The organism is Saccharospirillum sp. MSK14-1 (genome assembly GCF_003054965.1).
Classification (GTDB): Bacteria; Pseudomonadota; Gammaproteobacteria; order Pseudomonadales; family Natronospirillaceae; genus Saccharospirillum.
On the sequence record NZ_MIES01000033.1, the window covers coordinates 1,246,724 to 1,259,395 of the forward strand.

Annotated in this window: 13 protein-coding genes; 7 read left to right on the top strand and 6 right to left on the bottom strand. The window is 55.4% G+C overall.

Annotated features, from left to right (window positions below; genetic code table 11):
- The first annotated feature begins 36 nt into the window (after window positions 1-36).
- The gene (locus tag BGP77_RS14800; RefSeq protein ID WP_108165479.1) at window positions 37-486 is read left to right on the top strand and encodes a hypothetical protein; all 450 of its coding nucleotides are present in this window, start codon (window positions 37-39) and stop codon (window positions 484-486) included.
- 64 nt (window positions 487-550) lie between these two features.
- Here BGP77_RS14800 and BGP77_RS14805 read toward each other — a convergent pair whose 3' ends face one another.
- Window positions 551-1,729, bottom strand: coding sequence for a thiolase family protein (locus tag BGP77_RS14805; protein ID WP_108165480.1), 1,179 nt, complete (start codon window positions 1,727-1,729; stop codon window positions 551-553).
- A gap of 16 nt (window positions 1,730-1,745) precedes the next feature.
- Window positions 1,746-2,822, bottom strand: a complete 1,077-nt coding sequence (locus tag BGP77_RS14810) for an enoyl-CoA hydratase/isomerase family protein (RefSeq protein ID WP_108165481.1) — start codon at window positions 2,820-2,822, stop codon at window positions 1,746-1,748.
- A gap of 191 nt (window positions 2,823-3,013) precedes the next feature.
- Here BGP77_RS14810 and BGP77_RS14815 point away from each other — a divergent pair, with 191 nt between their 5' ends.
- The 3 genes from BGP77_RS14815 (at window position 3,014) to BGP77_RS14825 (ending at window position 6,126) form a co-directional block, all read left to right on the top strand.
- Window positions 3,014-3,991 (top strand): ABC transporter substrate-binding protein, encoded by a 978-nt coding sequence (locus tag BGP77_RS14815; RefSeq protein ID WP_158269398.1) that lies wholly within the window; start codon window positions 3,014-3,016, stop codon window positions 3,989-3,991.
- An 81-nt stretch (window positions 3,992-4,072) separates the two neighbouring features.
- Window positions 4,073-4,942 carry a proline/glycine betaine ABC transporter permease gene (locus BGP77_RS14820; RefSeq protein WP_233252369.1) on the top strand — a complete coding sequence of 290 codons (870 nt, stop codon included), beginning with the start codon at window positions 4,073-4,075 and terminating at the stop codon, window positions 4,940-4,942.
- A complete protein-coding gene (locus tag BGP77_RS14825) occupies window positions 4,942-6,126 on the top strand; it encodes a glycine betaine/L-proline ABC transporter ATP-binding protein (RefSeq protein ID WP_108165483.1) in 1,185 nt (394 codons plus the stop codon). The genes BGP77_RS14820 and BGP77_RS14825 overlap by 1 nt, the downstream gene beginning before the upstream one ends.
- A 60-nt stretch (window positions 6,127-6,186) precedes the next feature.
- Here the strand turns inward: BGP77_RS14825 and BGP77_RS14830 are convergent, their stop codons facing one another.
- The 4 genes from BGP77_RS14830 to BGP77_RS14845 form a co-directional block, all read right to left on the bottom strand.
- Entirely contained in the window at window positions 6,187-6,951 is a 765-nt protein-coding gene (locus tag BGP77_RS14830; RefSeq protein ID WP_108165484.1) for an amino acid ABC transporter ATP-binding protein, read from the bottom strand.
- Entirely contained in the window at window positions 6,944-7,609 is a 666-nt protein-coding gene (locus BGP77_RS14835; protein ID WP_108165485.1) for an amino acid ABC transporter permease, read from the bottom strand. The genes BGP77_RS14830 and BGP77_RS14835 overlap by 8 nt, the downstream gene beginning before the upstream one ends.
- A gap of 13 nt (window positions 7,610-7,622) precedes the next feature.
- Window positions 7,623-8,264 carry an amino acid ABC transporter permease gene (locus BGP77_RS14840; protein WP_108165486.1) on the bottom strand — a complete coding sequence of 214 codons (642 nt, stop codon included), beginning with the start codon at window positions 8,262-8,264 and terminating at the stop codon, window positions 7,623-7,625.
- A gap of 80 nt (window positions 8,265-8,344) precedes the next feature.
- On the bottom strand, window positions 8,345-9,211 hold the full coding sequence (locus tag BGP77_RS14845) for a transporter substrate-binding domain-containing protein (protein ID WP_108165487.1): 867 nt from the start codon (window positions 9,209-9,211) through the stop codon (window positions 8,345-8,347).
- A 279-nt stretch (window positions 9,212-9,490) separates the two neighbouring features.
- On the opposite strand from BGP77_RS14845, the gene BGP77_RS14850 reads away from it, so the two are divergent.
- From BGP77_RS14850 to BGP77_RS14860, 3 genes are all read left to right on the top strand, one after another.
- Complete coding sequence (locus BGP77_RS14850) at window positions 9,491-10,990, top strand: PLP-dependent aminotransferase family protein (RefSeq protein ID WP_108165488.1); 1,500 nt, start codon at window positions 9,491-9,493, stop codon at window positions 10,988-10,990.
- A 101-nt stretch (window positions 10,991-11,091) separates the two neighbouring features.
- The gene (locus BGP77_RS14855; protein ID WP_108165489.1) at window positions 11,092-11,892 is read left to right on the top strand and encodes a sulfite exporter TauE/SafE family protein; all 801 of its coding nucleotides are present in this window, start codon (window positions 11,092-11,094) and stop codon (window positions 11,890-11,892) included.
- Between the two features lie 15 nt (window positions 11,893-11,907).
- On the top strand, window positions 11,908-12,666 hold the full coding sequence (locus BGP77_RS14860; RefSeq protein ID WP_108165490.1) for an SDR family oxidoreductase: 759 nt from the start codon (window positions 11,908-11,910) through the stop codon (window positions 12,664-12,666).
- Window positions 12,667-12,672: the final 6 nt, after the last annotated feature.

Consider the following 12,672-nt stretch of genomic DNA (forward strand, 5'->3'; position numbering starts at 1 on the left):
TCATCTCTCCCCTCTCCCAGTGAAACCAGTGGTGGCATGTTGGCCTTTCCGATGGAAGTCCGCGGTGTCGGCACTTTCTATTATGTTTATGAATTTACGGTGTTCGAACACGATATCGATATCGACCCTATTCAACTGAGCCCGGCCAGCGGCATTCATGTCCGCACCTTCGGGCCTTATGAGCCGGGCGCGTATTATCTCGGTGTGCAAACGACACGTGTGAAGTCATCCCCTTCGATGAGTTTTCAGTACATACCCAATCCCCGTGAAATCTACATTCCTTTTGCAATTGAGGAAGATACCATCACGGTGATGAACACCAAGTTAGTGGTGCATAAGCGACCACGCTCAGGCGGCGGATTCACAACCAGTAACCGCCGTCGTGCTTTAACTGAGGACATCCAGGCGCAGACTCTGGCTGAAATTAGAGAGAAGGATGAAGCCGGTCTGTGGCAAATCAATCCCTCAATTCCTGAATCGGAATAAGACAACGCGTTACACAAAAAAGGGCCTGACGGCCCTTTTTTTGATGCTCAATGATTGACTGTATTCAAACCCGCTCCAGACACACCGCCGTCCCTTCCCCGCCGCCAATACAGAGCGCGGCCATGCCTTTGCGCTGATCCAAGCGGATCATATTGTGCAACAGGGTGACGATAATACGGGCACCGCTGCACCCCAGAGGATGTCCGAGAGCGCAGGCACCACCACTGATGTTAGTGATGTCGGGGCTTAATCCGACTTCCTGCATGCCGAGCATGGCGACCATGGCAAATGCTTCGTTGATTTCCGCGAGCTCCACATCGGTATTACGCCAGCCGGCCTTGGCCAGAGCCGTATTCATGGCACCGATGGGCGCACAGGTAAAGGTGCTGGGTTTTTGAGCATGGCTGGCGTAGCTGCGAATGACCGCCATCGGTGCCAGCCCTAATGCTTGGGCACGGCGGCGCGTCATGATCGTCAACGCCGCCGCACCGTCGCTGATTGAACTGGCATTCGCTGCGGTGATGGTGCCGTCTTTGGCAAAAGCCGGTTTCAGTTGCGGAATTTTATCAGGCCGCGCCTGGCCGGGCTGCTCATCCTGAGTCACTCGGGTTTCACCGCGCCGATCAGCGACTGTTATCGGCACGATTTCGTTTTCAAAGTAACCCTGTTCGATGGCGTTTTGAGCTCGGCTCAGACTGCGCAATGCATAGTCGTCCATGGCCTCGCGAGTCAGATTGTATTCGTCCGCTGTCGCCTGGGCGTGGACACCCATGGCGCGACCGTCATAAGCATCTTCGAGCCCGTCAAGAAACATGTGGTCGTACACCTGCTGATGGCCCATGCGATACCCCGATCGCGCCTTGGGCATCAGATAAGGTGCACTGGACATCGATTCCATCCCACCGGCAATGGCGATATCGATGTCACCGGCACGCATTTGATCGGCCGCCAACATCAGCGCTTTCATGCCCGAGCCACACACCTTATTGACGGTGGTGGTCGGTACCGATTCTGGCAAACCGCCACTCAGCGCTGCTTGGCGCGCCGGTGCTTGACCAAGACCGGCCGGCAAGACACAGCCCATCAGCACATCCTGCACCGATTCAGGCTTCAAACTGATCTGTGCCAGGTTGGCAGCAATAACGGCGCCGCCCAGGTCGGTGGCCTTCAGGCTCGACAACGCCCCTTGGAATCCACCCAGTGGGGTTCGTTTGGCGGCAACAATTACAATTTCGTCAGACATGATCTTTTTCTCACCGTCAAACGGGCTGTTCGATCGATGCCGTCTCAAACGGCAACGGTCGGTAAAAACGTTCAATCAGATTAAAAGGGACCGACTCAACCTGCGGATACAGCCATTGGGGCTGTTTGTCTTTATCGATCAATAATGCCCGAACGCCTTCGGCAAATTCCGGCTCGCTACAGAGGTTCGAGGCCACCACCAGATCGGTTGCCAACGCCTGCAACCGGCTGGCTTTCCGCAGGCGTTTAAAATGATACCAACAATGCGCAATGCTTAACGCTGAGGCCGTACGCCATTGTTCGGCAGCCGCCTGAAACGGCGCAAAATGGCTGTTGCGCACGACCGTCATCCAGTCGTTCAACAGAGGGTCGCCGAGTGAATCCAACGCCTGTTGCCAGGCCTGGCGGTGCGCCTGAACCTCGTGGGTCGGCTCTGTCAACTCTAACTGGTGCGGCAACTGGCCGGCGGCAAGGCTGGCTTGTAGTGCGGCCACCTGTTCGTCATCTGTCTCGGCATGGGCGTATTGCAACGCCAATAGATCCTTCATCGTCAGATGCATACCAGAAATGCCAATCAAGGTACCCGCGCGCCAATCCGGTTTCTGTAAAAAGTGACCAGCACCGACATCGGGAAACAAGCCAATCTGCAACTCCGGCATGGCAAAACGACTGCGGTGATCAACCAGACGCAGATCAGCCCCGGCAAACAACCCCCAGCCTCCGCCCATCACCAGACCACGGCCATAAGCGACGATCGGTTTAGGGCTGTGTTCAATCATCGCATCAAGCTGATATTCAGCAGCAAAGTAGCGATGGCCGATGCGCCGTTGTTCGTCAGCCGGATGGCCGGTCACGTCGGTGACCAGTGCTTTGACATCGCCACCGGCGCAAAACGCTTTTTCCGTCGTGCTTTCCAGCCAGATGCTGCGCACTGAGTCGTCATCGAACGCCTGCTGCAAGGCCTGGGTTAATGCTTCGATCAGTTCAAGATTCAGCGCATTCAACGCCTGGGGTCGGTTCAGTCGAATCAGCTGCAACGCCTGGCGACGCTCAAGCCGTACCAGGGCGTTATCGTTATTATTGCCTGTGGTCATGGGAACTTACCTGCATCGAGACGGTCGATATCCTGCCTTGGCTCAAGGTTGCGTACAAGACTGAGTCGGGTTGGCAATTCAAAAACCACTGCGTAATACTGTGGCGCTATGGAACCCGAAGCTGATTCATGCCTGTTACCTCCAAGGTTCCCACACCCCCTAACACACCGCCGAAGATAAAGGACGCTCCCATGAAAAAGACGACTTTGCTGGCGCTGGTTTTACTGTTGGTCGGCCTGCCGGCCTTTGCTTGTGAACTCGATCGCCCGGTCCGTTTTTCGGGCATGAGCTGGATGTCGAACCTGATGATGGTGGAAATTGAACGCACCATTGTGGAAGAAGGTTACGGCTGCGAAACCCAGGTGGAAGCCGGCGATACGGTGCCGATGATTGCCGCTCTGGTGCGTGGCGATGTCGATATCTATAACGAGACCTGGATCGACTCTGCCCCGGAAGACTGGGTAACTGCCAACGAAGAAGGCATCGTTGAATCGCTCGGCAGCACTTACTCCGGCGGTATAGAAGGCTGGTGGATTCCGGCTTACGTGGCTGAAGAGAACCCGGGTCTGGTCTCAGTCTACGACCTGCCCGACTACGCCGATCTGTTCGAAGATCCGGAAGAACCCGGCAAAGGCCGCATCTACAACTGCCCGGAAGGCTGGGTTTGTGGCGCGGTCAATAACAACCTGCTGGAAGCCTTTGAACTGACCGACGACTACGTCATGTTCTCACCCGGCAGCGGCGCTGCACTGGATGCCGCCATCGCCTCGAACTACCGTCGCCACCGCCCCTTCGTGACCTACTACTGGTCGCCCACAGCGGTGCTCGGAAAATTCGATATGGTGCAGCTGGAAATGCCGGATTACCAAGCTGATGGGTTCCGCTGCAATATGAACCCGGAATGTGCCGAGCCGGTTGCCAGCGCCTACCCGACAGCGCGCATCCACAAAAGCATCAATACCGAATTCGGCAAGGCCGCACCGGAACTGAAAGCCTTCTTTGAGGCGGTCAACATCCCCACCGAGGAAGTCAACAAACTGCTCGGCTGGGCCGATGAAAATAGCGCCGAACCCGATCAGGTGGCCGACTACTTTTTCGAAAACTACGAAGATATCTGGACTCAGTGGGTATCTGACGACATGGCCGACAAAGTTCGCGCCAGCCTCTAAGCGGTTACTCTTAAGTTGTTACTCTGAACGACGGCATCCGTCCGGTTGCCGTCCGATCCGCTCCAGCAAGAGGACTCACTCTTGGCCTTTCCAGAAATTCTCGACGCTCGCGCCCTGCGCCAGAGCATCGACACCTTTGTCGATCAACTGGTCATTAACTACGCCGATGACCTGGAGCGGCTCAGCATGCCCTTGCTCAAGTTCCTGGTCTTCGTCGAACAATTGCTGCGTAACACGCCCTGGTGGCTGGTCGTCGCCATCATTGCCGTCATTACCTGGTACGGCAGCCGTCGCTGGACCCTGACAGCCGGAGTGAGTGTGTTACTGCTGTTCATCGGCGCCATTGGCCAGTGGGACAGAGGCATGCAGACCCTGGCGTTAATGATCGTGTCGCTGGTGATGTGTGTGCTGATTGGCATCCCCACCGGTATTTTGATGTCGGTGTCAGAGCGTTTTCGTAAAATCATGCTGCCGATTCTGGACATCATGCAGACCATGCCAACCTTCGTGTATCTGATACCCGTGGTCATGCTGTTCGGTCTGGGCAAGGTACCGGCGCTGATCGCCACCATTGTCTACGCCGTACCACCGCTGATTCGCCTGACCGACCTCGGTATTCGTCTTGTCGATCATTCGGTGATGGAAGCTGCGACGGCCTTTGGCGCAACCCGACGGCAAAAACTGCTCGGCGTGCAATTGCCACTGGCGTTACCCAACATTCTGGCGGGCATTAACCAGACCACCATGATGGCCCTGGCCATGGTCGTCGTTGCCTCCATGATCGGTGCGCGTGGACTGGGACAGGAAGTGCTGGCGGGTATTAATCGCCTGGAAGTGGGCCGAGGTTTGCTCGCTGGCCTCGCCATCGTTGCGCTGGCCGTCATTTTCGATCGGGTTACTCAAAGCTATGGCAAACGCCTGCAATACCCTGCTGCCAAGGATGAATCCTGATGGCTAAAATTGAAGTCGACGGTATCTATAAAATTTTTGGCCCTAAAGCCAGCAGCCATCTGGATTCAGTGAAAGCCGGAACCAGTAAAGAGCAGTTGCTCGAAGACACCGGTCATACCCTGGGCTTAAATGACATTAATCTGCGCATCGAAGAAGGCGAATTGTTCGTCATTATGGGGTTGTCCGGCAGCGGCAAATCGACACTGATCCGTCATTTTAACCGTCTGATTGATCCAACGGCCGGGACCATACGCATCGATGGCGAAGAAATCATTGCGTTGAAACAGGCCGATCTCATTGAACGCCGGCGCAATAAAATGTCGATGGTCTTCCAGCGCTTCGCCCTCTTCCCGCACAAAACGGTTTTAGACAATGTCGGCTATGGTTTGCACATCCAGGGAGTTGCTAAAAACGCAGCGCGGGAGAAGGCTCAATATTGGTTAGAGCAAGTTGGCCTGAAAGGCGTTGGCGACCAGTACCCGCATCAACTGTCCGGTGGCATGCAGCAGCGCGTCGGTCTGGCACGCGCCCTGGCAACCGATCCGGATATTTTGTTAATGGACGAAGCCTTCTCCGCACTCGATCCGTTAATCCGAAAAGAGATGCAAGACCTGCTGATGCAACTGCAACAGCGACTGCACAAAACCATCGTCTTTATCACACACGACCTGGACGAAGCGCTGCGCCTGGGTAACCGCATTGCCATCCTCAAAGACGGCGCCCTGGTGCAACAAGGCGACCCGCAGGATATTCTGCTCAACCCCAGCACCGATTATGTTGCCGCCTTTGTCCGCGATGTAAACCGCGGCAAGGTACTCACCGCCCATCATGTCATGGCCATGCCACTAGCCACGCTCACCACCCGCACCAGCGTTGAAAAAGCACGCCAATGGATGGTGGATCAAGGTTTCGATTATGCGACGGTACTGGAAGGGAAATCCCTGGTCGGCATTGTCACCCTCAACGACTTGCAACAGGCCAATGGCGAAATTGGCTCGCTGGTTAAAAACGTCGTCTGCGTCCCGGAATCAGCCGACCTGGAAAGCCTGTTGCCGCAAATGATTCGGGAGAATGTACCGCTGGCGGTGACCTCGGATGAAGGAGAATTTAAGGGCTGGGTGTCGCGCGACAGAGTGGTGGATTTAGTCAGTACCGACCTGCCAAAAGAATCAACCGGTTCTTAATCAGCCGCACTGGGCTTTGTCGCGTTGCAGACTCTGCCCAGTGCACAAACCTTTAACCGTTCAAACCTTTTCATCCAGTTCCAAAAACTGCCGCACCCGCTCCGTTTTCGGATGAACAAAAAATTCTTCCGGCGCGGATTTCTCGATAATCTTACCCTTTTCTAAAAACACCACCTGGTCAGACACGTTGCGGGCGAATTCCATTTCGTGAGTCACGATGATCATGGTGTAGCCTTCCTGCGACAGGTCGCGAATGACCGCCAGCACCTCACCCACTAGTTCCGGATCCAACGCTGACGTCGGTTCGTCAAACAACATCACTCGTGGCTGCATCGCAAGCGCCCGAGCGATGGCGACGCGTTGTTTTTGCCCACCCGACAGCGTGTACGGATAATTGCTGCGTTTTTCCGCCATGCCAACCTTGGCCAGTAATTCGTCAGCCAGGGTTTCGGCTTCTGCTTTCTTCATGCCTTTTACATGAATCAGCGCTTCAGTGACGTTGTGCAGTACGTTCAAATGCGGCCAGAGATTGAAGCTTTGAAACACCATGCCCAGTTGTGAACGCACTTTGGCAAGATCACGATTATTCATCGCTTTGCCATCCGCTTTAACGCCGATACGGTCACCCGCAATGCGGATTTCTCCACCGTCGGGCTGTTCCAGCCAATTCACACAGCGCAGTAAGGTCGATTTCCCCGAACCCGAAGAACCCAGAATACTGACCACTTCACCGCGTTGAACCTCGAGGCTGACGTCACGCAGCACTTCCACGCCATCGAACTGTTTCGACAATTTCTGAATACTGACTTCGGGCAGTTCAGGCATTTTTAAATCCTCGCTTGGCACCACTGCGTCCCATCCAATTGACAGCTTGTTCCAGGGCGATGCTGATAATCCAGTAGAAACCGATCACGACAATAAACGCCTGCATCGGAATGAAGTAAGTGCCAGACAAACCGTTGGCGGCCGCGGTCAATTCGCGCACGGTGATGATGACCAGAAAGGCGGTATCTTTCAGTAGGATGATCAATTGATTGCCGATCACCCCACGCGACTTCAGCACCAGTTGCGGCAAGATCAGTCTCAGAAACATCCTCGGCATCGAAAAACCTTGAGCGACCGCCGCTTCAACTTGACCGGGAGGCAAGGTGACCCGCGCGCCGCGCAGTATTTCGGCGAAGTATGCGCCGTGATACAACACCAAAGCGCTGACGCCTGCCTCCCAGGAGCTGAGCCGAATACCCAGAGACGGTAAACCGTAATAGAACAAATAGGCCAATACCAAAAATGGCAACAGCCGCATGGCATCGATAAAAATACGCAACGCAATACGCAGTGGTGCTTTAGCGCCTTCCAAACCAAAAACAATCAAACAGCCTAGTAAAAAACCCAGTACCGTACCCAGGCCAAACAACTGCAAGGTGTTCAAAAAACCATCAACAAAAACACCGCGCTCAGCCCAGAGAATCTGCCAATCTGTCATCGCTTATCCTCCGTCACATGGCCAGTCGGTTGGCTTTGCATTCCGCCACTCGCTGGAACCAAACCAGAGCGGCAATGATCACCATATACAGCGCGCCGGCGGCTAATATGGGGGGTAAGGGTTCGTAGGTGACGGCGGAAATTCGGTTGGTTACGCGCGTCAAATCGACGATACCGATGACCGCTATGGCCGGGCTGCCCTTGATCAGAAAAGACATTTCATTCACCAGGCTGGGCAAACTGGTAATCACAATTTGCGGCAACATAATGCGTCGGAAATAAACGCCGGGGGTCATGCCAACGGCCAGTGCCGCTTCGCGCTGATCGTTGGAAAAATTATTAAACGCGGAACGCCAGATTTCAGCATTGAAAGCGGTTGTATTCAGTGTCAACGCCAGAATACCCGCTATGGAGCGGTCCATATTGATGCCTAACGTTGGCGCTGACAGAAAAATGAATAACACCAGTGTCACCAAGGGTGTGGCACGGGCGATGCTGATGTACAAACCCAGTACTTGGTGAACAAAAGGAATTTTTGCCGAGCGAATTAAGGCAATGATTAAGCCCAGGGAAACCCCTAGAGCAATGGATACGCCGGAGATCCAAAGCGTGACCCAGGCGCCGTTGAGCAACATGCTCCAAGCCGTCGAATCCATGGTCGTCCTCTTAAACAGGCCGGGTTAGGAAATGCGGGCATCCCGGCCCGCTGGTTCTTCCCTGGTTATCGGACACCGTCTTACATGCCCGCCAAGTCGTGGAATTCTTCCACGGTGGTAATCGGTACTTCGGGCAGGTCGGGGAAGGCTTCGCCGAACCATTCTTCCTGCAGTTCAGCCAGACGACCGCTGGCTTTCATCTCGTTCATAAAATCGGTCAGAAAAGCGAGCAGCTCAGGGCTGTTTTTTGGCACCGGCCAACCGACAAAACCCGGGCCGGAAACGGCTTGACCGGCAGCAAAAATATCACCGCGTTCGGCGATCAAATCATTCACCGGAACGGCCGAGTTAATCACATAGTCCAGACGGCCATTGGCGAGGTCGGCATAAATTTCCGGATAGGCTTCGTACTGCACCACGTCACCCAGCTCACCGCCGCTTTCTTCCAGCATGGCTTCCAGTTCAGGCAATCGTGACAGCAACACAGAGCCAGCCTGTACACCAACCGTCATACCATCCAGATCGGCCACCGAATTCAAGCGGTCATCATCGGCACGTTTGATGTAGAAATGCTGGGCAGATGCAAACGGTGGTGCGTAATTAAAGACGCGCATACGCTCGTCTGAAATAGACGCCCCGGTGATCGCCGCGTCGTACTGACCGTTAGAAACCGCGGCCAGCAGACCCGTCCAGGGTAGAATTTCCTGACGAATCTCGAAGTCATCGGAATAGGCTTCCAACTCTTCAATCATGTACTTCATAAAGCCATCAGGCTCACTGCCATTCATAAAATTAAAAGGCGCGTAGTTGTCTTCAGTGGCCACGACCATGTAACCGCGCTCTTTGATCTCATCGAGATCGGCGGCGTGAACCGCTGCGATGAGACCGAGACCGGCGATCAGGGAACAGGCGCCGCGGCTCATCGCCGACGTCAGATAGTGCTTCATAGGGTTTCTCCAGACTCTCGTTTGCATGCACGTTGGTGTTTGCATTTTTTTCAAAGGTGGCGCGTATCGATGTCGTTTTTCGCTCATGAACCACTGATGAACAGCAGCTCTTGGCACCCTAGGCCGTTTTCTATGGCCTGCTTAGAGCCAGTTGAGTCTCCGTCGTGTGACAGACGCCGTGGCATGTTTTGTGCTGATTTCAGCGTTGCGTGCCCGCATGCGAAGTCTTTATGCCGCGCACAGTACCGATACGACAGTAGAGCAAAGAGGATGCCGACCATGACCACGCTCAGCCTGGCATTGCACAATCGCAGCGAAGGCGGTTTGCAAGAGCGCCTGCGTGAAGGGTTACTCGAAGCCATTCGTGTTGGCAGTTTGCCGACCGATGCGGCACTGCCCAGCTGCCGAAAACTGTCTGAACAACTGGGTATTTCACGTAATACCGTGGCCATTGTGTATGAGAAACTGGTCGATGATGGTTACCTGATCAGCCGGCCACGCAGTGGTTATTTCCTGCACCGCGACTATCACCATGATGATGCGGTGCCGTCGCCATCGGTGTCCGAACGGGCACTGAAACAGGCAGTCCCATCGGCACAAAGTCCTATCGACGCACCATCGTGGAGCAAACGGCTGGCGCGCCACCCTGGGCAATTTCAAGGCATTCTGAAACCCAGCAACTGGACCGACTACCCCTACCCCTTTATTTATGGTCAGCCGGGTACCGACGACTTTCCAATCAATGCCTGGCGCGACATTACTCGACGCAGACTGGCGGGAGATCGTGACCGCAACTGGTTGCGCGATCGTATTGATCAGGACGATCCGGTGTTGATTGAACAGGTGCGCAAACGTCTGTTGCCACGCCGAGGCATCCTGGCACGGCCGGAGGAAATTCTGATCACGCTGGGCTCACAAAATGCGCTCTATCTGTTAGCCCAACTGCTGATCAATGATGACACTCACATTGGTCTGGAAGACCCGGGTTATCGCGAAGCCGTCAATGTGTTCCGTTTTTTTGGTAGCACTCTGGTGCGCCATCAGGTCGATGTGGATGGCATTCAACTCAACGACCGCTCCGCCCAGTGCGATTATTTTTACGTCATGCCCAGCCATCAGGTGCCCACCGGTATCGCCATGAGCCAGGCCCGACGCGATGCTCTGCTGGTGCAAGCCGTGAACAGCGACCAGATCATTATTGAAGACGATTACGACGCAGAACTGCACAACGACAGCCAGGCATTACCTGCGTTAAAAGCCAGCCAGGCGAGCAGCCGGGTGATTTATCTGGGCAGTTTTTCCAAGGTGTTATCGCCGGGTTTGCGCATGGGATACATCGTGGCGGACAGTGAGTTGATCGACGAACTGCGGGCGTTGCGCCGGCTGATGTACCGTCATCCACCGGCAAACTTACAACACCAGATGGCGCAGTTTATTGCCCAGGGTTACTACGAAACGCATTTGCGCAGTTACGTTCAGGACACCGATGCCCGCCGCGATACCTTACGCAACGCCATCGACCGCTTATTGCCTCAAGCACAGTGCACCAGCTCTGCTCGCGCCAGCGCTTTCTGGCTGCAATTGCCAGGCGCAACGGACACCCAGCAGCTGGCCTGGCGCGCCGCTCAGCAAGGCGTACTGATCGAACCCGGCTTTCAACACTTCAACGACCCGGCACCGCCGCGCCATTTTATGCGCCTGGGTTTCAATGCCATTGAACGACAGAAAATCGTACCCGGCATCGAGCAGCTGGCTTCGGTGATGCAGAACCTCAGCTAAGACAACACCGATGTCACATCCACACCCCAAAACTGGCCCTAAACGTTCTCATCCGGGTGGTTCTATAGTCGCCACATGAATCGTCTGTGGAGCACCATCGAATGCCGTTTTCGTCTGCCTGGTTGATCAGTGGCGCAGTGGCCTTAGTCGCCGGCACGTTGCGCGGCTACACCGGCTTTGGCTTCGCCATGACCATGGCGTTGGGACTGCTGTGGCTGTTACCCCCGGTCGAAGTCGTGACCACCGTGTTGTTGCTCGACCTTCTTGGCGCGCTCGGTTTAATCGGCCACGCCTGGCGAAAAGCCGATGGTGCTGTGTTAAAGCGCCTGTTGCCTGCCATGGGTCTGGCATCCATCGCGGGGGTCGCGTTAATGGGCATGCTACCAACAACCGCAGCCCGGCTCGTCGTTGCAAGCCTGTGTTTTGCTGGCGCGTTGGCCACGCTGCGGCAACCGCAAAAGGGTCATGCTCTCGGCACCGATGCCGACCGACGCCGTGACTTACGCCTGGCCATTCCGGCGGGTGGCGCTTCCGGCCTGGCGATGAGCCTGTCATCGGCTGGTGGCCCTCCGCTGATGATCTATTTAATGCACAGCCGACTGAGTCCTCAGACCGCAAGAGCCACCGCCATCGTATTTTTTATCTGTGCCAGCTCCGCCGCCCTGCTGGGTTATCTGAGCGTCGGTCTGATCAGCACTGACACCGCTTGGCGAGCTGTTTCGCTATGCCCGCTGGCACTGCTGGGGGCGGCGCTTGGTCACGGGTTATTCAACCGTTTTCCGCCGTTATCGTATCGCACCGTGGTCGCCCCTGTGCTGATTTTCATGGCCGGTTGGTTGTTATTTCGCGAAGTACGGACGCTGTTTTTTGATAGCCTTAGCAGCCCTTCCGTTGGATTTTGATTTAAGGAGTTTGCAATGCCCATCGCTTTCATTACCGGTGCCACCTCAGGTTTTGGCCGCGCCACGGCCGAGCGTTTTGCCCAGGCGGGTTGGTCACTGGTGTTAACCGGTCGTCGTCAGCAACGTCTGGACGAACTGAAAGCCGAGCTGTCCAAGCACTGTTCAGTGCTGACGCTCGCGTTGGATGTGACCGATGCCGAGGCGGTTAAAAACGTCGCAGCCAATCTGCCTGAAGAGTTCAAAGCCGTTTCGGTTCTGGTCAATAACGCTGGCCTGGCGTTAGGTACAGACCCGGCTCAGGTCAGCGACACGGAACAATGGCAACAAATGATCGACACCAACATCAGTGGCCTGGCGCGCATGACCCACGCTTTGCTGCCAACCCTAATCGATCAGGGCAAAGGCGCCAGCATCATCAACATCGGTTCCATTGCCGGTCACTGGCCTTACCCTGGCGGCAATGTTTATTGCGGCACCAAAGCGTTCGTCGAGCAATTTTCCTATGCGTTGCGTTGCGATTTAAGCGGCACCGGTGTGCGCGTTACTAACTTAGCGCCGGGCATGGCCGAAAGTGAATTCACGCTGGTGCGCACTGGTGGCAATCAGGACGCGCACGACAAGCTGTACCAGGGCGCCGATCCAATCCAACCGGACGACATTGCCGACACGGTTTTCTGGATCGCCAATTTGCCAGCGCATTTGAACATTAACCAGCTGGAGATCATGCCCGTTTCACAGGCCTGGTCCCCCTTCTCGGTCCATCGACACGATTGACCCCAC